Origin of the sequence: Acinetobacter sp. RRD8, assembly GCF_031844225.1 — a bacterium.
Taxonomy (GTDB): domain Bacteria; phylum Pseudomonadota; class Gammaproteobacteria; order Pseudomonadales; family Moraxellaceae; genus Acinetobacter.
In genome coordinates this window covers 85,594-108,796 of record NZ_JAUZUU010000006.1, presented here as the reverse complement: position 1 = coordinate 108,796, position 23,203 = coordinate 85,594, and the positions used below count along the sequence as shown (strand labels likewise).

Below are 23,203 nucleotides of genomic sequence, written 5' to 3'. Positions count from 1 at the left end.
GAATATGTCGAATGATAAAAATATCGTATTTGCCTATTGGGTGCCGAATGTCAGTGGTGGCCTGGTGGTTAGTAATATCGAGCAGCGCACCGACTGGAGCTATGACTATAACGTGCGTCTGACACAAACCGCTGAACAGGCAGGCTTTGATTATGCTCTGACCGAGATCCGTTTTACTGCCGGCTATAACGCAGAAAACCAGCATGAATCGGTCAGCTTCAGTCATGGCATTCTGGCCAAAACTGAACGCCTGAAAGTCATTGCCGCGATTCTGCCGGGTCCATGGAAGCCGGCACTGGCTGCAAAACAACTGGCGACGATTGACCATCTGAGCAATGGCCGGATCGCGATCAATGTGGTCAGTGGCTGGTTCCGCGGTGAGTTTGATGCCATTGGTGAAGAATGGCCGGAACATGACGAGCGTTATGCCCGTTCGGAAGAGTTTATCCGTAGCCTAAAAGGAGTCTGGAGCCAGAATAACTTTAATTTTGAAGGTAAATATTATCAATTCAAAGACTATACCCTGAGTCCAAAACCGCTACAAAAACCGCATATTGAAATCTTTCAGGGCGGCAGTTCCCGGGCAGCACGTGATATGGCTTCTCGCGTATCTGACTGGTACTTCACCAATGGCAATACCCCGGAAGAGCTGAAAAAACAGATCGATGATATTCGTGAAAAAGCCAAGGCAAATCATCACTCGGTGAAAATTGGTGTAAATGCCTTTGTGATTGCACGCGATAGCGAAGAAGAAGCCCAGGCCGTCTTGCAGGAAATTATCAGCAAGGCCAATGTGCAGGCGGTAAAATCTTTTGGTGAGGCCACCCGTGAAGCCGGCGCAGCAAGTCAGGAAGGTGAAGGCAACTGGGCCAAATCCACCTTTAAAGATCTGGTGCAATACAATGACGGGTTCCGCACCAATCTGATCGGGACACCGCAGCAGATTGCTGAACGGATTATCGAACTGAAAAAAGTTGGCGTTGATTTGATTCTCTCAGGCTTCCTGCATTTTATTGAAGAAGTCGAATATTTTGGCCAGAAGGTGCTGCCTTTGGTCCGTGAGCTTGAAGCACAACAGGCAACGCCTGTGCAGCAAGAAGAAGCTGAGCCCGTATAATCATTCCAATAAATCTCAGCAGACTCACTCCCTCCCTCAAGGCTCGGCTTGGGGGATTTTTTTATGTGATAAAATTGTTGTCTGGCTAGGTTTGAGACCAGCAATTCCTTAAAATTCTGCACTAACGACTTTCCAAGAATTTTAACAATGCAACTGATCTGGTTTCGTCAAGACCTCCGCATTCATGATCATGCCGCGCTCTGGCATGCCACCCAGCAAGGCAGCTGTATAGCACTGGTGGTGCTCTCTCCTGAACAATGGAAGCTGCATCAGGATGCCCGGATTAAAATCGATTTTTATCTGCGCCGCCTCGACGTCTTAAAGCAGCAGTTAGCGCAGCTGAATATTCCATTAATCATTTTAAATGTTCCCTTATGGCAAGACCTGTCTGCCGAAATGCTAAGTCTGTGCCAAAAACTGCAGATTGATACGCTACATGCCAATATTGAAGTGGGCGTGCATGAACTGCAACGTGATGCACAGGTACAGCAGATGCTGGAACAGCAGCAGATCCGGGTCGAGCTGTATCATGATCGCAGCCTGTTTCCACTGACCAGTATCCGCAATCAGTCCAATCAGCCCTATCAGATCTATAGCGCATTCAAGAAAAAGTGCTATGAACGACTGATTCAGAATATACCGGGCTGCTATCCTGCCATTCAGCTTCAAGATCCGCTTGAATTACCCGCTCAGTTGACCAGTTTTGATCTGGTAAAATTTGCGGCTGATTATTCTGTCGATCATACTGCCCAGCTCTGGCCTGTGGAAGATCAAGCTGCCTTTGAGCTGCTCGATGATTTTATCGAGGATAAAATGGCTCATTATAAAACCGAGCGAGATCTACCTGCAGTCGATGGTACCAGCCGCCTGTCACCGTATCTGAATATTGGTATTCTCTCGATCCGTCAATGTATGCAGACCCTGTTTAAGGATGGATATTTCCAGATTGATGATATCGGTCAGCAGACCTGGCTGGATGAACTGCTGTGGCGCGAGTTTTATCTGCATACCCTGTTTGATTTTCCCCGTGTATCCAGGCATCAGCCTTTTAAGGAAAATACCGATAATATCCAGTGGCGCAATGCACCTGAAGATCTGGCTGCCTGGCAACAAGGACAAACCGGGATTCCGATTGTCGATGCCGGCATGCGGCAAATGCGAGCCACTGGCTGGATGCATAACAGGGTGCGCATGATTACTGCGATGTTCCTGTGTAAAAACCTGCTGATAGACTGGCGTCTGGGAGAAAGCTGGTTCATGCAGCATCTGATTGACGGTGATCTGGCGGCGAACAATGGCGGCTGGCAATGGTGTGCCTCGACCGGTATGGATGCCGTACCTTATTTCCGGATTTTTAACCCGGTCAGCCAGTCACAGAAGTTTGATCCAAATGGGGATTACATCCGTCAATGGGTGCCGGAACTGGCGCATCTGGATGCTAAATCTATTCATGAACCCTATGCCAAAAATCCGGATCTTGAACTGGATTATCCAAAACCGATCGTGGATTTAAAAGTCTCTCGTGTAAGAGCGATTGAAGCTTTCAAGCAAATTTAAAACCAAACTTTTTCATCCAGAATAAAACAGCCTCTGATAAAGAGGCTGTTTTATTTTCAGATCAGGAATAAAAGCTTGGATCAGGCACTTTTCCAGTCAGCACCCATTCCCCCACTTCCTGATACTTATAATCGATCGGATCATGCAAGGTCTGGGTGCGGACATTGCGCCAGAAGCGGTCCAGATTGAGCTTGGCCGTGGTGGCCCGCGCACCCATCACCTGGAAAATATTCTGGGTAATATAGAGAGAGGTATTGGTTGCGGCAATTTTAGCTGTGGCAATGGCAACCGAGACTTCACCGCGCTGTTCGGCACTTAAATCATTCCCAAGCTCCCAGGCTGCCTGTAAACCCTGAACTGCTTTATCTGCGAGTAAGCGTACACCTTCTAGCTGTACATAGAACTCGGCAAAATGCTTCTGGGTAAAAGGATCATTCACTGCATCGTCTGCCAGTGATTTGGACCAGGCTTTTTGGGTCTGTACGCCCTGTCTGGCGATTTCAAATGCTCCTTCTGCCACGCCCAAAAACAGATGCACGAAAATCAGCTGGGCAATCAAAGGCCGTAGACTGGAATACGGCGTACTCAGTGGACCTGGATTTAACAGCAATTCATCTTCATGAATGTTGACCTGCTCAAAATGGCTGGTACCACTGTCGGTCTGGCGTTGGCCTATATTGTTCCAGTCACCCAGAAAACTCACACCCTCTCGCTGGGTCGGAATCACACCTATCAGCAATTTTCCGGCTTCGTTATAGCCCGAACACAACAACATATCTGAATCGATCGAACCCGAGCAGAAGCTTTTATCACCATGGAAAATATATTCGTTTTCTGAAACTTTTATGGCTGTGGTACGACGATCCAGTGGATTTAGAGTATTACCCCAAAACAGATTATTTTGGGCAGTCTGTTCAAACCACGCACCATATTGTTCAGGTTGAGAAAATAATTGAACGGTCGCAATCAGCAAATGGTGAAAGCCGTAGACATGGGCCAATGAACTGTCGACTTGGGCAATGGTCTGAATGGTGCTAAAAATGGTCTGCCAGTCGGCACCCTGACCACCATAGTGCTTCGGAATAGACAGGCCAAGCAAGCTACTCTGGCGAATCAGGTCACGTTCGGCTTTGGGATTCCCCCCCTGTTTATCCCGTTCTGCTGCAGTCTGGGCGAAAGTTTCAGCCAGTTGCCGGGCAATCTCTAAGGGCAACTGATCGAGATATGATTGTCGTATATTCATTGTTTTTGGACCTATATTCAGCATGGCTTGAGCTTAGCAGATTGCAGCCTGTCACTATATCCGAAAGCATGCAGAGCTTATTCCTGATATAAAAATACCGGCTGTGTACAGCCGGTATTTTTATTCTAGTGATTAAGCAGTATTGCGCTGTACTTCGGCAATCAGATGATCCACCACTTGCGGTTCAGCCAAGGTCGAGGTATCGCCCAGGCTGTCCAGTTCATTGGCGGCAATCTTTCTCAGGATCCGACGCATAATTTTCCCGGAACGGGTTTTTGGCAAAGCCGGTGCCCAGTGCAGCGCATCCGGGGTCGCTACCGGACCAAGAAGCTTGCGCACCCAGCTGACCAGTTCGGCACGTAATTGATCTGAACTGGCCACATCAGCCTGCAAGGTCACAAAAGCACAAATTCCCTGGCCTTTAATGTCATGCGGCATCCCGACTACAGCGGCCTCAGCCACGGATTCATGCGCCACCAATGCACTTTCAATTTCTGCTGTACCTAAGCGGTGTCCGGATACATTCAGGACATCATCGACACGGCCGGTAATCCAGTAGTAACCGTCTTTATCACGACGCGCGCCATCTCCGGTAAAATAGGTTCCCGGATAGGTCGAGAAATAGGCTTCGATAAAACGCTCCGGGTCTCCCCAAATGGTACGCATCTGACCCGGCCAAGAATCCTTAATCACCAGATTGCCCTCAGCTTCACCCTCTAGTTCCTTGCCGTCAGCATCCACAATCGCAGGTTGTACGCCGAAGAAAGGCCGTGTCGCAGAACCGGGTTTCAAATCTGTCGCACCCGGCAATGGTGTAATCATGAAACCACCCGTTTCGGTCTGCCACCAGGTATCAATCACTGGACAGCGACTTTCACCAACCACGGTGTAATACCAGTTCCAGGCTTCTGGATTAATCGGCTCACCGACCGAACCCAGAATTCTTAGACTACTGCGGTCACTTTCCCGTACAAAGGCATCGCCCTCACGCATCATGGCGCGGATCGCCGTCGGTGCTGTGTAGAGAATGGTGACGTTATGCTTATCGACAATATGTCCGGTACGCGCCCAGCTTGGATATTGCGGTACACCTTCAAACATCACAGTGGTGGTCCCATTCGAAAGTGGCCCATACAGCACATAGGAATGTCCAGTGATCCAGCCGACATCTGCGGTACACCAGAACACATCATCCTGCTTGATATCAAACGCTTCACGGAAGGTGCAGTTGACATAAGTCAGATAACCGCCAGTGGTATGCATCACGCCCTTGGGCTTGCCGGTGGAACCTGAGGTATACAGGATAAACAGCGGATCTTCGGCATTCATCGGTTCCGGTGGGCAGATGTCATTCACTGACATAATTTCCGTGTGATACCACAGATCACGCCCTTCCTGCATTTCAATCGGGTTACCGGTGCGGTGTACCACCATTACATTTTGAATCGAGTCTGTACCTGCCAGTTTTAGTGCCTCATCGACATTGGCTTTCAGCGGAATGGCCTTACCGCCGCGCATGCCGGAATCGGCTGTAATCACCATTTTCGCCTGACAGTCTTCAATCCGGCTAGCCAGAGAATCTGGCGAGAAACCACCAAATACCACGCAATGTACCGCCCCGATCCGTGCACAGGCCAGCATGGCAATCGCGGCTTCAGAGACCATCGGCATATACAGCATGACCCGGTCGCCTTTCTGGATGCCATTTTTCTTCAACACATTGGCAAAACGGCAGGTTTCATCATGCAGTTCGGCAAAGGAAATAATCTTGTGCCGCGAAGGATGATCCCCTTCCCAGATGATGGCCGGTTTATAAGGATGTTCTTTCAGGTGCCGATCCAGACAATTGGCACTGACATTGAGCTGACCATCGGCAAACCATTCGATTTTAAAATCGTCTTTGTTAAAGCTGGTATTTTTGACTTGGGTGAAGGGCTTGATCCAGTCCAGACGTTGCGCCTGTTCTGCCCAAAATTTATCTGGCTGTTCTATAGAATATTGATAACGTTCAAAGTACTGGTCTTCGAGCGTACGTGCTGTTTTTTTAAATTCTTCGGGTACTGGATAGATCTCTTGCATAGGTCACTTCCTTGATTTTGTTCTATCTCATCACGAGAGGTTAATGCTGCGTTGTTGATTGTTTTTTATGCATAATGGCAGTATGGCCTGCTTATTTCAAATCCGGCAATCATGCTTTCGTCGTAGATTATTTATACAAATTCAATCAAAATAAACCACAACTTACAGTACAGAATCTTCTGCGCAAATGTGTATGATCTGTAGCACAGCCCTTAAAAATAAAATTGACCGCTTGTGGTTATTTCATCTGATTTAGCAGGATACGCTTTATGAAATCGCCTGAATCTCCCTACTTTAGCCCGCCTGCGCTGCCTGCATCGGATCATCCCCTGTCGATGAAAGGCCGCTTCGGACGCTTGAGCTTTATTGCCTGGTCGGCATTTCTGTATTTCATTTTTTTATTTGGCAGTATTGCACTGGGTCTCAGTATTGATATTGTGAATATTTCTACCCATTCTCTAGATCCCAACTGGCTGATTTCACTGCAAGGCTTGGCCAGTATCGGTGTACTGGTCATGGTTCTGGCCTATGTGTATTTCGCTTTAGTGGTGACCGTTCGCCGTTTGCATGATATGAACCGCAGTGGCTGGTGGGCGCTATTATTTTTACTGCCGGTAGTAAACATTTTTGTATGGCTTTATATCGTTTTTGGTTCGGGCGATCGCGGCAGTAATCAGTATGGTCCGGCACGGATCACCTTGCTCTGGGAAAAAATTCTGGCCTGGCTGATGATTATCCTGACCCTGCTTAGCCTGTTGGGATCTATCGCTTTATTCAGTTATATGAGCGGTGAAGAACAAACACCTACCCCCACGGAAATGATGCAAAAAACCACCAAATACTTTTAACAACAGCGCCGTTATTTTTAAAATTATCCAATGGTGACTTCGAGCCCTTATTAATTTTTTGCTGAACATCAGGCAAAATAGGCAAAATTTGAATTGTGGAATTTTTGTGGCAGAGCAAAACAATACCTTAAGCCAGGTAACTGAGGGCACCACGGAGTTGTTACATCAGGCAACTGAAAAAACGACCAAGACCGTGATTGAACATACCGCCAAGTATAATGATGCCTACAGCACCATTGACAAAATCATGGAGGGCTTCTGGGAGCGTGTGCCTTATTTTTGTATCGCACTGATCGTGATTACGATTTTCTGGTTACTCTCCAAAGTCTTCAAGTTTTTCGTACGTAAAACTTTGGAAAACCGTTCTTATACCCGCCAGAATCTGGTGTTGGTACTCAACCGTGTCGGCAGTACCTTTATTATTTTCTTTGGTATTCTGATTGGACTGGTGATTGCTGTTCCTGGCTTTACCCCGGGTCAGCTGATGAGTGCCCTCGGAATTGGTTCGGTCGCGATCGGTTTTGCCTTCAAGGATATTTTCCAGAACCTGCTCTCTGGCGTGTTGATTCTGCTCAGTGAACCGTTCAAGATTGGCGATGACATTATCGTGAATGGCATGGAAGGTACGGTTGAAGATATCCAGATTCGTGCGACCTTCTTACGTTCACCAGATGGCCGTCGTATTGTCATTCCGAATGCCACGGTCTACACCAGTGCGGTCACGGTGAATACTGCCTATACCCGTCGCCGCTGCGAATTCGTGGTGGGCATCGGCTATGAAGATGACATCCAGAAAGCCAAGGACCTGATCACCGCTATTTTAGATAAAGATCCAACCATCCTGAGCCAGCCAGGCTTTAGTGTCAATGTGACGGCACTGGCTGACTTTTCTATTACCCTAAAAGCTTTCTGGTGGGTCGATACCACTGAAACTGGCACCGGAACTTCAATCAGTGCGGTGCAGGAACGGGTGATTCAGGCTTTTGCCGAGCATAATATTTCGATTCCGTATCCGGTACAGGAAGTCAAAGTCTATCGTGGTGAAGGCAATGAAGAAGCTTCAGCACGCGCTAAACAGTCGACCTAAAACATAAGGAATCACGGTTTCTGTACGGATAATACGGTTGCCCAGGCTCACAGCCTGGCAGCCGTTTTTTATGAGTAAATCAACTTCATATGGAATAAATCCACCCTCCGGACCAATAATAATCGTACAGGGATGCTCAATCGCAAATGGCATCGCTTGCTCTGCATAAGGATGTGCCACATAAGCCGGACCATCCGTACTAATCAAACCCGGCAAGATATCTTCAACAAAGGGTTTAAAGCGTTTATATAGCTCGATTTTCGGAGCAATCGTATCGCCTGCCTGTTCCAGTCCCAGCTCGATATAATGATTTAACTGCTGTAAAAATGGGGTTTGCCAATAGCTTTTATCGACGCGGTAGCTATGCAGTAAAATGATTTTTTCAACGCCCAAAGTGACACTATCCATGATCAGACGGCGCAGCACTTTCGGACGTGGCAAGGCCACAATTAAAGTCACTGGCAATTTTTCTGGAACAGCTTCTTCTTGCAGCGGTTTCAAGCGCACTGCTTTTTCAGAGATTTCGACAATTTCCGTCAGGTAACGCAGACCTTCCCGAATTCCGACTTTTAACGTATCTCCCACCTGAATCTGTAGATGTTGCTGTAAATGTTCCAGTTGCCGAGTTGAGGTAATGGACCAAAGTTCAGTTTCGGTTTGACGTGGATCAAGCAGGACGATATTCATAAGGAAGATAAAACCCAAACATTAAGATGCAAAATATTCAAATTAGGTATTATCGCCAAATTTGAAATCGTGTGTGGCGACATGGATGTCGCCAATTTCACTGTGCTGCAGGGATGCAGCATCAGTGAAATAAAGGGCTTTTGTCTTGCAGGGTATGCCCTTCATGGCCCGACAAAAGTAAGGTAATCACTTTGAAAAAGAAATACAAAGAAATACAAAGAAATACTAAGAAATACTAAGAAATACTAAGCCAAATCGAAACTCGGTTATTGTAGGACAAACCTTAAATAAAGCTCTATAGTGACTTATCATCGTGTAGGCTTCTCCCTACTTTTTACAGCGTAAAAGTAGGCAAAACGCTTTTGTTAGGTTGATGATACTTCCCTGTATCATCAACCTAACGACGGCATCCCTGCCGTCTTGGTAAATCCAATATCTGTTACTTATCAAGGTAAATTAAAGATACTGATCAATCACCTGAATATGCTTGGCAAGCGATCCTGTATTTAACTGCATAATTTGCTGCGCTGCCGCATTCAAGTTTTCCGCCTTAACCTGATCTTGCAAAAGTTCCAGTAATACTTCTGCAGCCTGCTGGGCATTCTGTACTACTGCGACTGCATCCGATTGAACAAACTCATCCACGATGGTCTGAAAATTAAAATAGTTTTTGCCTAAAACAGTCGGCACATTCAGCGCAATCGGCTCCAGAATATTATGTCCTCCACCTGGCTCATTTAAAGAACCACCGACATAACAGGCCTGGCTCAAAGCATACCAGAGCCACATTTCACCCATCGAATCGGCCAAATAAACCTGGGTATCTGCTTCGATACGTTGCCCTAAACTACGACGCTGAGTTTTTAATCCCAAAGACTGTGCAGCCTGGAACACCTCATCAAAACGTTCCGGATGGCGCGGTACCACAATACAGACCAAATATGGATCAGCTTCTAAAGCAGCTTTTAAAGCACTCAGAATTTCTTTTTCTTCAGGAGCATGAGTACTAGCTAACGTGACGATCTTTCGCCCCCCTAACTGCCACTCCTGTGTCAATTGATCTGCCTGCTGGATAAAGCGCTCGGGCGCAGTAATATCAAATTTGATATTGCCCAAAACCTGGGTTTTTTCGGCTGCTATTCCTAACTGGATATAACGTTGCTGGGTGGCAATATCCTGTGCCAAAAGCTGGGTTAACTGCTGTAGCATGCCTCTAGTCAGACCTTTGACCTTGGTATAACCTTTGGCAGATTTTTCAGACAGACGCGCATTCAACAATACAGTTGGCACATTAAACTGGGGTGCCTGATCCAGCAGATTAGGCCAAAGCTCGGTTTCCATCAGCAATAAAAGTTTCGGCTGATACTTTTGATAAAATTCACGAATTAAAGTTTTCTGGTCAGCAGGCAAATACACGGCTTGAAACAAATCGAGATAAGGCGCTTTTAAAAAAAGTGATTTAGCGCGTGCCTGACCGGTTTTGGTGGTATTGGTGACCAGCACCGGATGGCCAAGTTTTAAATAATGTTCAATTAACGGTTGGGCAGCATTGGTTTCACCCACCGACACCACATGAAACCAGATGGCATGCAGGTTTTTGGGTGGCTGAAACGGGCCGAAACGTTCTGTCAGTTCTTGTTGTAATTGTTCAGGATCGGTCGCACGTTTACGGATACGCGATTGATATAAGGGTTTAACCAGCGCCAAGGCTGCGTTATACCAAAATGGAGTGGCCACATTGCGCCCCTGTCCAAAGATTCAATGGGCAGAATATAGCAGAGCCACATCAACATGTTAATCAATGTGGCTCATTTTTAGATTATTCTACTGTAGTTAAAGCTTCTGCTTCAGCCAATGTCGGATAATCAATATAGCCTTCCGCGACATTGGTTCCGATCATATTTTCCAGCTTCAGTTCATTCAGCGGCGCATCTTCGAGCAGACGTTCGTATAGATCCGGATTGGCAATATACGCCTTACCAAAAGCCACCGCATCAGCCTTGCCTGATGCCAACAGCTCAATCGTATCTTCACGACTTAGTTGCATATTGGCAATATAAGGCACTCCATTTGAGCGCTGTTTCATATATTCAGAAATACTGTCTTCTGCCAGATATTCACGGGTAAAGAAGAAGGCAATCTTGCGCTTACCCAGCTGCTCCATGGCATAGCCAAATGTTTCACGTGGATCATTGTCGCCCATGTCATGGTCATCACAACGCGGCGCAAAATGCACCCCTACACGATCTGCGCCCCATACTTCAATCAGTGCATCAGTTGCTTCTAGCAGGAAACGTGTACGATTTTCCACTGAACCGCCGTATTCATCTTCACGCTGATTGGTTTTGCTTTGCAAGAACTGGTCAATCAGATAACCATTGGCAGCATGTAATTCAACACCATCAAAACCGGCTTCTTTAGCACGAATCGCGGCTTGCTTATATTGCTCGGTAATGGCATGAATTTCCGAAATTTCCAGCGGACGCGGCAACACATAAGGACGTTTTGGACGTAACAAGCTGACATGACCCGCCTGTTGTACCGCACTTGCAGAGACTGGTGTTTCACCATTTAACAGATCCGGATGCGATACACGACCAACATGCCAAAGCTGGGCAACAATCAAACCGCCCTTCTCATGAACCGCTTGAGTAACCTTTTTCCAGCCTTCGACCTGAGCATCGGTAAACAATCCTGGAGTATTTAAATAGCCATTGGCTTCTTCAGAAATCACTGTGGCTTCAGAAATAATCAGGCCAGCACTTGCACGTTGCGCATAGTACTCAACCATTATTGGGGTTGGAATGCGATCAGCAGTTGCGCGGTTACGGGTCAGCGGCGCCATGATGACACGGTTTTTAAGCTCTAACGCACCGAGCGTTAAAGGAGAATTTAATTCAGCCATCGTTACTCCCACCTGTTAAAGGTGTTGTTGTAGGTGTTCGATAAATTGTTGAATCAAAGTTTCATTGCGGGAGAAATATGACCACTGTCCATGCTTGGTCGCAGTGATCAGGCCAGTCTGCTGTAATACAGACAAATGATTGGACATGGTGGACTGGGAAACCTGGCCCAAACGTTCAATTTGACCTGCACAGACCCCACGTTGAAAGCCACCACACTCTTCCGCAGACAGATATTGCTCCGGAGATTTTAACCACTCCAGAATTTGTCGACGGGTCGGATTGGCTAAGGCTTTAAAAATTAGATCAAGGTCCATAGGCACATCACAATCAGTGGCGCAACGAAACTTTATTCAGCATCTGCGACCATTATATCGTATTTTTTCGATTTATATATCGAAAATTTTAGATATAATAATCACAATCTGCACAAGCTTTGTTACGCCAGCTTTTAAACGATTTCTTACAGGCCCTGTTTCAGGCTTGCTTCGATAAATTTGTCCAGATCACCGTCCAGAACTGCGCCAGTATTGGAATTTTCCACACCTGTACGCAAATCCTTAATACGTGAATCATCCAGGACATAAGAACGGATCTGACTACCCCACCCAATGTCAGACTTGGAATCTTCCAGTGCTTGTGCCGCTTCGTTACGTTTGCTCATCTCGAGCTCATAAAGTTTGGCACGTAACTGCTTCCAGGCGTGGTCACGGTTGGCATGTTGTGAACGCTGGTTCTGACAGGCCACCACAATTCCGGTCGGTGCATGGGTTAAACGCACGGCAGAATCTGTTTTGTTAATATGCTGACCACCCGCCCCTGATGCACGGTAAGTATCGGTACGAACATCGGACGGATTGATTTCAATTTCGATATTGTCATCTACTTCAGGTGAGACAAACACGGCAGAAAATGAGGTATGACGACGGTTGCCCGAGTCAAATGGTGATTTACGCACTAAACGATGTACACCAGATTCGGTACGTAACCAGCCATAGGCGTACTCACCTTCCACACGAATCGTCGCAGATTTAATCCCGGCAACATCGCCATCAGATTCTTCCATCACTTCTGCTTTAAAGCCATGACGTTCAATCCAGCGTAGATACATACGTAGCAACATAGACGCCCAGTCCTGTGCTTCTGTACCGCCTGAACCAGCTTGAATTTCCAGATAGCAAGGGTTTGGATCCATCGGATTATTGAACATACGGCGAAATTCAAGCTTGGCCAGTTCTTCTTCAGCCGTGCTCAGTTCAGCCTGTACGTCTTCTAGCAAGCTTTCATCATCCGCTTCAACCGCCAGATCAAGCAAAGCCTGTGCATCTTCAAGCTGGGTACTTAAGCGATCCAGCACATTTAATACATTTTCAAGCTCGCCTTTTTCTTTGGCCATTGCTTGAGCACGACTCTGATCATTCCAGATCGTTGGATCTTCTAATTCACGCAGGACTTCTTCTAAACGCTCTTTTTTCAGATCGTAGTCAAAGATACCCCCGTAGTGTTTGACCACGTTCGTTTAAGTCTTTTAATTGGTTTAGATACGGATTAATTTCCACGTGAATTACTCTCAATCAAAATTAGGCACAAAATTCTTAGCCCGATATTATAGCACAGTCTATTTCCGCTATTTTAACGATCCATTCAGTCTAAAGCTCGAATATCTTGAGCATTTAGACCTGTATTTCCCTCATCCAATTTTCAACATCTCATAGACTCTTTTGCGTCTTTTTATCCGAAATTTTTATCGGCTTTTTAGCCCCGTTTTATGACCGAAATATAATTTTGCAATTGATTTTATAATTTAGGATTTCTTATTGGTCTGTATAAAAAATCAGCGAATTCAATAGATTCCACAATATCTACACACTTTTAATAAAACACTACATTATAAATTTAATTTTATTATTCAGTCACTTGTTCAGCAAAAATTACACAAGATTACGCTATTCACATTACTGTAACTTTCCTTTGATTGACGATCTTTGGAATTGCTCTAGACTGAAAGTTGTAACAAAAAGTGTAATGTTTTTAACTCACGATTTGAGGGGTAGTAACCATGAAAAAATTAGCGATTGCTTCGGCACTACTTTCAGCAATAGCAATGACTGGTACAGCAGCACATGCTTACCAAGCAGAAATTGGTGCATCAGCAGGAGTGGTTGATCCTGACAACGGTGGAACTAGCGGTTCTTTCGGCGTTGATGGTACATATTACTTCAATCCAGTTCAAACACGTAATGCACCATTAGCAGAAGCAGCATTCCTTGATCGTGCTAGCAACGTGAGTGCGCAATATCAATATAATGAAATTGGTGATTCTGAAGCGCATCGTTATGGCGTAGGTGCAGAGTACTTCGTACCGAATTCTGACTTCTACTTAAGCGGTAACGTCAATGGTCATGATCTGCAAGACAATGATGATCTAGAAAATGATTTAACCACCTATGCAGCTGAAGTTGGTTATCTGCCAGCACCAGGTCTATTGATTGCGGCTGGTGTGAAAGGTTGGGATAACGACAATGATGATGGCGTAGATCCAACACTTCGTGCTAAATATGTGACGACATTAAGCAATGGTAAAGATATCAACCTGGAAGCAGGTGCAGCGTTTGGTGATCTAGATGAATACAATCTGGCAGCAGATTATTTCATTGACAAAACCTTGAGTGTCGGTGCTGATTATCACAATAATGATATTACCGACAAGAGCGAATTTGGTATCAATGCACGTAAGTTCATTAACCAGCAAGTGAGCTTAGAAGGCCGTGTCGGCTTTGGCGAACAGTTTAACAATGACTACAATACCTTTGGTGTAGCAGCGAAGTACCGCTTCTAATCTAAAACCAAAAGTTAGTCATGCATAGAAACCCATCCTCGGATGGGTTTTTTTATTGCACTCTTAACAAGCATTTAGGTATTTTTTGCACATTGACGGGGCGAATATAAACTGTACAATTTGTTACAACTGTTCATCAAACAGTCATATTTTTATAACAAAGAGAGAAATCTAAATGCTTAAGAAACTTGCTCTTGCTACAGCGCTTCTTGCTGGCCTGGGAACTGCACATGCTTACCAAGCTGAACTTAATGTCGGGTATGAAAATACAGATATTGATAATGTTGGGGATCTAGATACATTTTTCATCAATGGAAAATATTACTTAAACACTGTTCAAGTTAAGAACTCTCCATTTGCAGAAGCGGCTTTCCTAAATAAAGCAAGCAATATTGGCTTAGGTTATGCAAATGCAAGCGGTGATGGCGATGAGGATATTGATGTATTTGGTGTAAGTGGCGAGTTTTATATTCCAAATACTCAATTTTATGTAAGCGGCACTATTAACCAGGTTGACTTTGCTGGTGAAGACAATACTGGCTATGCTTTTGAAGTTGGTTACTTACCAGTTAATGGCCTACTATTAGCAGCTGGTGCAGCTAATGAAAGCGTTGATCCAGTTCAGGTAGCAAATTATGGTTTTGTCCCTAACCTCCTAAATGCTGTTACTGTAGGTGATGATACTGCACTATCTTTACGTGCAAAATATGTGACTCATATTGGTAATCATTTTGCCAATTTTGAAGGTTTAACTTATTTCGGTGATGAAACAACTTATCGTTTAGGCGCTGATCTTTATATCGATCCAACTTTAAGTGTGGGTGTATCAATCGCGGATTCTACAGAAGATGATTCAGATACAGTATTTGGTTTACGCGCACAAAAATTCTTTACACCTGCAATTGCAGCTGGCGTGAACTATACAACTACTGACGGTGCTGACTCTTTCGGTATTAACGGTACTTTCCGCTTCTAATCTCTCCGATTAAAAGCAAAAAAAACCGCTCACTCGAGCGGTTTTTTATGGCCTATTGTTCTAAATGGATAATCCGCATTTGCAAGCTGATATTGCCATTAAATACATTTTTATCCAGCTCATAGACCAATCGTGTATCTTTCATCGGGTCAAAGTCATATTTATCCGCTGCATTGAAAGCGATCGCATCCACGACCTGCCCATTCTCCAACGCCACACGTAACTTAAGATGCACATCTTTAAGCCAGCGATAGTCCATGATTTTGAACACACCATCAAAAATCGGTTGGGGGAATTTTTGCCCCCATGGACTTAAATTCTGTAATAAATCGACTGTTTCAATGTGAAAAGCAGAAGCTGGCAGCTCTCCATCCGTCCATAAAGTCGCAGTGAATAAATCCTCATCCATCGCACCAATCAGTACTTCAAAGACCTGCTTAAACTCGGCGAAATTTTCTTTTTTCAGGGTTAAACCGGCTGCTGCTGCATGGCCACCAAAATGACTGACTAAATGAGGATATTGCTCTGCTACCTGTTCAATCGCATCACGAATATGAATACCTTCAATCGAACGCGCCGAACCTTTGATATGAATCCCATCCTGATCTGCGGCAAAAACAATACTCGGACGATGGAACTGCTCTTTTAAACGCCCTGCTACAATCCCGATCACTCCCTGATGCCAATGCTGTTCAAACATGATCAACGCAGCAGGTAGTTCAGTGGCATCCCACTGGATTTTATCCAGCTCAAGCAAGGCTTCCTGCTTGATTTTACCTTCCACCTGACGGCGTTCGACATTGAGCTGATTCAGCTGTTCAGCCAGTGGATAAGCAGTTGTCAGATCAGGAGCCAGCAAACATTCGATCCCGATATCCATGGTTTCCATGCGTCCAGCCGCGTTAATCCGTGGGCCTAAAACAAAGCCCAAATCTTGAGCTTTCAGACCAGCAGGATCACGCTTTGCAATATCAAGTAGCGCACTGATTCCTGCTCGGCATAACCCTTGCTGGATCCGTTTCAACCCTGCATCGACCAGAATCCGGTTGTTATAGTCCAGACTCGCGACATCGGCATAAGTACCGAGTGCCACCAGATCAAGATAATTGGTAATTACCGTAGAGGATTTTCCAAGTTTCTTGCGATGGGTAGACAGATTGGCCAGTATATAAAAAGCCACCCCGACCCCAGCCAGTGCTTTGCTTGGAAAGTCGCAACCGAGCTGATTGGGATTGACCACGGCTTCGGCTTTTGGTGTCGGCTTGGTCGTCAGATGGTGATCAGTAATGATCACCTGCATGCCATGATCCTGCGCCTGTTTTACTCCGTCATGGCTGGAAATGCCATTGTCCACGGTAATCAGTAAATCAGGCGTGAAATTGACAAAGGCCAGATCTGCAATTGCGGGCGTCAATCCATACCCATATTTAAAACGGTCTGGTATCAGATATTCAACATTGGCGCCCATATCGCGCAGTGCCAGCACCATGAGTGCAGTACTGGTCGCGCCATCGGCATCATAATCGCCGACAATCACGATTTTCTGGCCATGATCAATCGCCTGATCCATCAATTGAATGGCTTCAGGCAAGCCTTTCATGGTCGGTGCCAGCAAATGCTTCAGCTTGAGCTCAAGTTCCTGCTCGGATTCCACCCCACGACGAGCCAGAATCTCGGCCACAAATGCAGGGACGCCCGGTAAATTTTCAGGGCGTGTCAGCAATGGACGTTGTTTGATTTCCAGTTTTTGCATGGTTATGGCATTAAGCGCTCTAAAGTCCAGCCGGCATCGGTTTTGCGATAACTTAAACGGTCATGCAAACGGTTCGGACGACCCTGCCAGAATTCATAATAATCGGGTTCGAGACGATAACCGCCCCAGAATACCGGCTTGTCCAACTCTTGCTGATTGGCAACCTGGGTATGCAAATCCCAAAAACGTTGCTGCAATTCCTCACGACTAGCCACGATGCCACTTTGCGGGGTACTGATATGCGCGGCAATCTGGCTTTCGCGTGGACGTTTATGATAATAGTCGGTCGATTCTTCTTCCGATATTTTCTTTACACGACCCGAAATACGAATCTGACGTTCCTGATCCTGCCAGTAGAACAACAGTTCGGCATAAGGATTTTTAGCCAGATCTAAACCTTTTTGACTATTATAGTTGGTATAAAAATCATACCCTGCGTCAGTCGCTCCACGCAGCAATACCGTACGCACATGCGGACGGCCTTGTGCATTGGCTGTTGCCAACGACATGGCATAGGGCTCGTGCAATTTTGCTTCCAGTGCATGGTTAAACCATTGCAAGAACTGCATATGCGGATTCGGATTGACTTGCTGTTCCTGTAACTCGCCTTTTTCATAATTCAGGCGTAGTTCACTTAGATCCTTGATCAGATCACTCATTATCTATGTTCCCGTTAAGCTGCATTGGCACGCACAGCATCTGCCAGGCTGTTTGCAAGTGTGGTGACTTCAGCCAGATCATCGCCTTCGACCATCACACGAATGACAGGTTCTGTGCCGGATTTACGAATCAATAAACGGCCACGGCCTTTAAGCTGCTGTTCGGCTTTTTCAAATTCAGCTGCCAGTGCAGGCACTGAATAAGGATCAAACATGGCATTTAAACGTACATTGACCAAGACATTGGGCAACAGTTTAAAGTCAGCCACAAGTTCATGCAGAGCTTTTTTCTGCTCAACCATCACGGTTAAAACTTGCAGGGCTGCAATAATGGCGTCGCCTGTGGTGCTCTTGTCTAAAGTCAGAATATGACCAGAAGGCTCACCGCCAATTACCCAGCCACTTTCTTCCAGACCTTGCAATACATAACGGTCGCCGACTTTGGCACGTAATAACGGCACTTGTGCTTTTTCCAGCGCCAGTTCCAGCGCCATATTGCTCATTAAGGTACCGACGATACCTGCCGGTTTTTTCGAGCTTTGAGTCGCAAGAATATAAAGAATATGGTCGCCATCAATCAGATTACCGGCTTTATCTACGAGAACCACACGGTCGGCATCTCCATCAAAGGCAATACCCAAATCCGCTTGATGTTGAACCACAGCTTGTTGCAAGCTTTCCGGATGGGTTGAACCACAGCCCTCATTAATATTTAAACCGCTCGGCTCATTGTGAATCGCAATCACACGTGCACCCAGTTCACGGAACACTGCAGGCCCCACGTTATAGGCTGCGCCATTGGCACAATCCACTACAATGGTAAGTTCATTCAGATCCAGATGATACGGGAACGTCGATTTACAGAATTCAATATAGCGACCATTAGCATCTTTAACCCGGATACTTTTACCCAGATTCGCCGTATCTTCAATCACAAAATCTTTTTCAAGTTCCTGATTAATTTCGTCTTGTAAAGCATCTGGCAGTTTTTTACCTTCTGCAGAGAAGAACTTAATGCCATTATCAAAATACGGGTTATGCGAAGCGGAAATGACAATACCCAAGCTGGCATGTAAGGCACGGGTCAAGTGAGCAATCGCCGGTGTCGGTAGTGGACCTAAAAGATGAACATAAACGCCAGCGGCATTTAAACCTGCCTGCAAGGCTGCTTCCAGGATATAGCCAGACAAACGGGTATCTTTACCCAGAACCACCAATGGTTTGGATTTTTTACTATGACGTTTTAAAACTTTACCAGCCGCAAATCCTAGTTTCAGGGCAAACTCAGGGGTAATCGGCAATTCGCCAAACTTTCCACGAATACCATCCGTACCAAAATAACTCATCTTTATCTCACTTCTTAGCGGATGATTGATATCACCCATTTTTTTCCTTGAGTCACACTTTACACCAAAATAAAAAAGCCGTCATTTGCATGACGGCTTTTTAAAATTTTAAATCACAGGAAATTAACCTACGCGATAGTTTGGTGCTTCTTTGGTAATGGTCACATCATGTACATGCGACTCAGACATACCGGCAGAAGTGATTTTCACAAACTTGGCATTCTGACGCAGGTCTTCAATCGTCGCAGAACCGGTATAACCCATTGAAGAACGTAGGCCGCCCATCATCTGATGCACGATATTGCCCATTGGACCTTTATACGGTACGCGACCTTCAATACCTTCTGGAACCAGTTTCTCGGCACCGGCCTTGGAGTCCTGGAAGTAACGGTCAGCAGAACCTGTTGCACCCGCCATCGCGCCCAATGAACCCATCCCGCGATAAGCTTTGTAATAACGGCCCTGGAAGAATTCAACTTCGCCTGGTGCTTCTTCAGTACCGGCCATCAATGAACCCACCATAATCGTGCTTGCGCCCGCACCAATCGCTTTGGCCATATCGCCAGAGAAACGAATACCGCCATCTGCGATCAAAGGAATCTGATCTTTCAGCGCATTGGCAACAGAATCAATCGCAGAGATCTGTGGCATACCAATACCCGCCACAATACGCGTGGTACAGATTGAACCAGGACCAATACCAACTTTAACGGCATCCGCACCTGCATCAAGTAACGCCAGCGCAGCATCACCTGTCGCGATGTTACCGCCAATCACCTGAACTTGTGGATAGTTGGCCTTAACCCAACGTACACGCTCGATCACACCTGCAGAATGGCCATGTGCAGTATCGACTACAATCACATCTACACCTGCATCAACCAGGGCTTCTACGCGGCTTGGCGTTTCTGCACCGGTACCGACAGCAGCACCAACACGCAGACGACCCAGGTCATCTTTACAGCTGTTTGGATACAATTCAGCTTTACGGAAATCTGTTACCGTAATCAATCCTTTCAGCTCTTGCTGATCGTTCACCACCAATACTTTTTCAATACGATGCTGTTGCAATAAAGCTTGGATATTTTCTTTCGATTCGCCTTCACGAACCGTCACCAGACGATCCTGACCAGTCATGATATTGCTGACTGGCTGCTCAAGATTGGTTTCAAAGCGTGTATCACGACCGGTCACGATACCCACCACTTTGCCGTCTTTCACAACAGGCACACCACTGATATTGTTGGCTTGAGTCAACGCAATCAGTTCACGTACTGTGGTTTCAGGAGTCACTGTAATCGGGTCTTTGACCATACCCGCTTCGAATTTTTTCACACGGCGCACTTCTGCAGCCTGAACAGCGATATCCATGTTCTTGTGCAAAATACCGATACCGCCATTTTGCGCCATTGCAATCGCCATACGGGACTCAGTCACCGTATCCATTGCTGCAGACACAAGAGGAATATTCAGGTTAATGCCACGAGTTAAACGTGTCTTTAGGGAGACATCTTTTGGAAGAACAGTAGAATAGGCAGGGAGTAATAGGACATCATCGAAGGTTAACGCGTCTTGAACGATGGTCAACATAACAGTCTCACTGGTAATTTCCGTGCACTATTATAAACAAATATCGGCTTAAATTTCATTGCAATTGCAAAATTATTTTTTTATTCAAGCTTCGTACACGCAGATCTATGTGGGTGCTAAAACAGTATCAATAATACCTCCGATAATGAAGTTCCCTATTTTAAAATATACCCCGATCATTTTAATGAAGTGAAAAGCAGAGCCTAAGCTCTGCTTTGGATGGATTTAGCTGACATATTCAAAACTGTCATCATTGTCAGCTTCATCAGTTTCAATCTGGACAAAGGGCAACATATTGTGTGCAACACGTGCCTTGTTGCATTGATCATCGGCAATCTGCACTTCTTTGCAGGATGAACTGCGCTGCTCATACATGCCGCAGCTGACCTGCTGGCCGATGGTGCCATCAAGTGCGATACAGCGTGGATCTTTTTGATTGGTTCCAGCCATACATGAATAGACTGCTGTCACAGGTTCGGTATAGTGCTCAGGCATATGAATTCCTTCAGCCCAATAAAACGAAACCCTGAAATAGGCGCAGCACGCCCCGCAGCTTAAACACGCATCCGGTTTTGGAACTTGAGACAACATTTCTTATAAGTTCTCATTATCAAAAAAAAGTTTTTTGGAGAAGAAATATAAAAAATGTTGTTTTTCCACACAAGAAAAAAATTATTTTTTGTGTGAACTATTCAGGACAAGTAAAAACCGTTTCATCCATCAGGTCAGTTCCGCATTGCAGCGTTTCAATCCAGTCCAGAAACTGATTAATCTGCTCTTTACCGATAAATGGTGTACCATGTTGCGGCACAATCATCTCGATTTCCATGCTGCGTACCATTTTCACCCAAAGACGAATCACCTTGTTATTGCACATATAGCGTTGATGGAAGCTTTTCATTTTTGGGATATGCGCGGCAAAGTTTTCTAGTGGCTTGGCGGCATCTTCAACCATGGACGCACCCATATCACCTGAAAACAGGATTTTGGCAATCGGATCATAAAACTGGAAATTCCCCACCGAATGCAAAAAATGTGCCGGCACCGCCACAATGTGTGATTGACCCAACGGGATGATTTGACCATGATCCGGAAGCTCCACCAATCGATCTAACCAGTTACCTTTCATCCGGTCACTCATAAAGGCCGAGTTTAAGTGCGGCAAGAAGCGCGCCCACAGCTTGGATGCCACCACTTTGGCCTCCGTATAGACCAGCCAGCGCGGCATGGAAGTGATAATGTCCGGGTCTTGATGTGAAGCCATGACATAGTCCAGATGGGTCAAGCGGGTGTATTTATTCAGTTCCATGGTCAGCGGCACATAGGTTAAATCACCACCCGGATCGAGTACCGCTGCGCGCTCATGATCAATAATCAAAAACTGGTTTGCCTGAACGCCTTCACCTTTGACCAGACTGGTAAAACTAATGCATTTATGTGTCCCATTATCAAACAGGACTTGCGATGTGGTGCGCTCAAAAACCATGTAAATTCCCCAATTTATAGTTAAAACTGCTGTTTTATACCCATACAACATATAAGGATTTAATAGAATTTACAATCCATAAAACCGACCATATCACGAGATTTATCAAGCTTTTCAGAGGATTTAAGCATAAAAAATCCTGAGTTTTTAGCTCAGGATTCATGCAATTTGTTATTTTATAATTTAAAAGAAATAATATTGAACCAGGGTCGCGACACCTATGACCAGGAAAATGGCCGCGCCAATTTTATGGATCAGGCTGATCGGTAGTTTGTTCGCCAGTTTATCACCCAAAAATACCGCAGGCGCATTGGCCAGCATCATGCCTAGCGTAGTACCCAACATCACCCAGAAGACGCTGTCGAAACGTGCCGCCAGTGCCACTGTGGCAATCTGGGTTTTGTCACCAATTTCTGCCAGAAAAAACAAAATGAAGGTTGCACCAAAGACCCCGAATTTTTGCCATTTATTGATACTGGCATTTTCATCCCCGAGTTCATCCGGAATCAGCATCCAGACAGCCATTGCGATAAAGCCAATCGAGACGATCCACAGTAGCACCTCCGGCCCGATCACTGTGGTCACCCATTGTCCCAATACTGCAGAAAGGCCGTGGTTAATCAGCGTCGCCAATAAAATGGCAACTAAAATAGGAACAGGTTTGCGAAAACGTGCGGCAAGCAGCAATGCCAGCAGTTGGGTTTTATCACCCATTTCAGCCAGCGCTACGATTGCAGTCGACAGTAGGAATTCATACATGAGGTTTTTCTCTGGCTAGCATCCAATACCAATGACTCACCGCTCCTGCTAGCCAAAATCTGCAGAGTGGTAAATCAAAGGTCTTGCCAACAAAAGAAAGCTTGGAAAAGCTGACTTGGTTCTTTGCTATGATGACCATGCTCGGTTGAGCAAATATGTTGACCATCACCCTTCTGCTTTGCGCAAAAGGCGGCTACTCCCCAATGAAGTGCGCCAAGTATAGAATCAAATAGATTATTTTTCAATGCAGCAGCAAAAAACCCTGCCGAAGCAG

General features: G+C 45.6%; 20 protein-coding genes and 1 riboswitch. Of the genes, 6 read left to right on the top strand and 14 right to left on the bottom strand.

Annotated features, from left to right (window positions below):
* Window positions 1-4 precede the first annotated feature (4 nt).
* Complete coding sequence (sfnG, locus tag Q9R24_RS08290; protein WP_311204028.1) at window positions 5-1,117, top strand: dimethylsulfone monooxygenase SfnG; 1,113 nt, start codon at window positions 5-7, stop codon at window positions 1,115-1,117.
* A gap of 147 nt (window positions 1,118-1,264) precedes the next feature.
* Window positions 1,265-2,674: a deoxyribodipyrimidine photo-lyase gene (locus tag Q9R24_RS08285; protein WP_311204027.1), complete on the top strand. Its 1,410-nt coding sequence runs from the start codon at window positions 1,265-1,267 to the stop codon at window positions 2,672-2,674.
* A 61-nt stretch (window positions 2,675-2,735) separates the two neighbouring features.
* On the opposite strand, the gene Q9R24_RS08280 is transcribed toward Q9R24_RS08285, so the two are convergent.
* Entirely contained in the window at window positions 2,736-3,917 is a 1,182-nt protein-coding gene (locus tag Q9R24_RS08280; RefSeq protein ID WP_311204026.1) for an acyl-CoA dehydrogenase family protein, read from the bottom strand.
* Between the two features lie 132 nt (window positions 3,918-4,049).
* A complete protein-coding gene (gene acs, locus Q9R24_RS08275; protein ID WP_311204025.1) occupies window positions 4,050-5,996 on the bottom strand; it encodes an acetate--CoA ligase in 1,947 nt (648 codons plus the stop codon).
* A 269-nt stretch (window positions 5,997-6,265) separates the two neighbouring features.
* Between acs and Q9R24_RS08270 the strand changes: the two genes are divergently transcribed.
* Together Q9R24_RS08270 and Q9R24_RS08265 are read left to right on the top strand one after the other, a co-directional pair.
* On the top strand, window positions 6,266-6,844 hold the full coding sequence (locus tag Q9R24_RS08270) for a DUF805 domain-containing protein (RefSeq protein WP_005108134.1): 579 nt from the start codon (window positions 6,266-6,268) through the stop codon (window positions 6,842-6,844).
* Window positions 6,845-6,950: 106 nt separating this feature from the next.
* The gene (locus Q9R24_RS08265; RefSeq protein ID WP_114540950.1) at window positions 6,951-7,931 is read left to right on the top strand and encodes a mechanosensitive ion channel family protein; all 981 of its coding nucleotides are present in this window, start codon (window positions 6,951-6,953) and stop codon (window positions 7,929-7,931) included.
* On the opposite strand, the gene Q9R24_RS08260 is transcribed toward Q9R24_RS08265, so the two are convergent.
* From Q9R24_RS08260 to prfB, 5 genes are all read right to left on the bottom strand, one after another.
* On the bottom strand, window positions 7,905-8,618 hold the full coding sequence (locus Q9R24_RS08260) for a 16S rRNA (uracil(1498)-N(3))-methyltransferase (RefSeq protein ID WP_311204024.1): 714 nt from the start codon (window positions 8,616-8,618) through the stop codon (window positions 7,905-7,907). The two genes, Q9R24_RS08265 and Q9R24_RS08260, sit on opposite strands and share 27 nt — an antisense overlap.
* Window positions 8,619-9,074: 456 nt before the next feature.
* Window positions 9,075-10,355, bottom strand: a complete 1,281-nt coding sequence (locus Q9R24_RS08255; RefSeq protein ID WP_311204023.1) for a 3-deoxy-D-manno-octulosonic acid transferase — start codon at window positions 10,353-10,355, stop codon at window positions 9,075-9,077.
* Window positions 10,356-10,437: 82 nt separating this feature from the next.
* On the bottom strand, window positions 10,438-11,523 hold the full coding sequence (locus Q9R24_RS08250) for an alkene reductase (RefSeq protein ID WP_311204022.1): 1,086 nt from the start codon (window positions 11,521-11,523) through the stop codon (window positions 10,438-10,440).
* 15 nt (window positions 11,524-11,538) lie between these two features.
* Entirely contained in the window at window positions 11,539-11,838 is a 300-nt protein-coding gene (locus Q9R24_RS08245) for a helix-turn-helix transcriptional regulator (protein WP_004281346.1), read from the bottom strand.
* Window positions 11,839-11,984: 146 nt separating this feature from the next.
* Window positions 11,985-13,080 (bottom strand): peptide chain release factor 2 gene (gene prfB, locus Q9R24_RS08240; RefSeq protein ID WP_101627160.1). Its coding sequence is split into 2 segments (ribosomal slippage): window positions 11,985-13,007 and window positions 13,009-13,080, totalling 1,095 coding nucleotides; the frame shifts between segments, so codons are not numbered across the junction.
* 500 nt (window positions 13,081-13,580) lie between these two features.
* Between prfB and Q9R24_RS08235 the strand changes: the two genes are divergently transcribed.
* Both Q9R24_RS08235 and Q9R24_RS08230 read left to right on the top strand, forming a co-directional pair.
* Window positions 13,581-14,360, top strand: a complete 780-nt coding sequence (locus Q9R24_RS08235; RefSeq protein ID WP_004647252.1) for a putative porin — start codon at window positions 13,581-13,583, stop codon at window positions 14,358-14,360.
* A gap of 175 nt (window positions 14,361-14,535) precedes the next feature.
* Window positions 14,536-15,336, top strand: coding sequence for a putative porin (locus Q9R24_RS08230; RefSeq protein ID WP_086044229.1), 801 nt, complete (start codon window positions 14,536-14,538; stop codon window positions 15,334-15,336).
* Between the two features lie 52 nt (window positions 15,337-15,388).
* Here Q9R24_RS08230 and recJ read toward each other — a convergent pair whose 3' ends face one another.
* From recJ to Q9R24_RS08195, 7 genes are all read right to left on the bottom strand, one after another.
* Window positions 15,389-17,089 (bottom strand): single-stranded-DNA-specific exonuclease RecJ, encoded by a 1,701-nt coding sequence (gene recJ, locus Q9R24_RS08225; protein ID WP_311204021.1) that lies wholly within the window; start codon window positions 17,087-17,089, stop codon window positions 15,389-15,391.
* A 2-nt stretch (window positions 17,090-17,091) separates the two neighbouring features.
* Entirely contained in the window at window positions 17,092-17,748 is a 657-nt protein-coding gene (pdxH, locus tag Q9R24_RS08220; RefSeq protein WP_311204020.1) for a pyridoxamine 5'-phosphate oxidase, read from the bottom strand.
* Between the two features lie 14 nt (window positions 17,749-17,762).
* Entirely contained in the window at window positions 17,763-19,094 is a 1,332-nt protein-coding gene (gene glmM / locus Q9R24_RS08215) for a phosphoglucosamine mutase (protein WP_311204019.1), read from the bottom strand.
* 123 nt (window positions 19,095-19,217) lie between these two features.
* Window positions 19,218-20,684 carry an IMP dehydrogenase gene (gene guaB, locus Q9R24_RS08210; protein ID WP_004281332.1) on the bottom strand — a complete coding sequence of 489 codons (1,467 nt, stop codon included), beginning with the start codon at window positions 20,682-20,684 and terminating at the stop codon, window positions 19,218-19,220.
* 225 nt (window positions 20,685-20,909) lie between these two features.
* Window positions 20,910-21,275 carry a YkgJ family cysteine cluster protein gene (locus Q9R24_RS08205; protein WP_004281330.1) on the bottom strand — a complete coding sequence of 122 codons (366 nt, stop codon included), beginning with the start codon at window positions 21,273-21,275 and terminating at the stop codon, window positions 20,910-20,912.
* A 97-nt stretch (window positions 21,276-21,372) separates the two neighbouring features.
* Entirely contained in the window at window positions 21,373-22,170 is a 798-nt protein-coding gene (locus Q9R24_RS08200; RefSeq protein WP_311204018.1) for an MBL fold metallo-hydrolase, read from the bottom strand.
* Between the two features lie 183 nt (window positions 22,171-22,353).
* Window positions 22,354-22,929, bottom strand: coding sequence for a TMEM165/GDT1 family protein (locus Q9R24_RS08195; protein ID WP_004281327.1), 576 nt, complete (start codon window positions 22,927-22,929; stop codon window positions 22,354-22,356).
* 73 nt (window positions 22,930-23,002) lie between these two features.
* A riboswitch (yybP-ykoY riboswitch) is annotated at window positions 23,003-23,143 on the bottom strand.
* Window positions 23,144-23,203: the final 60 nt, after the last annotated feature.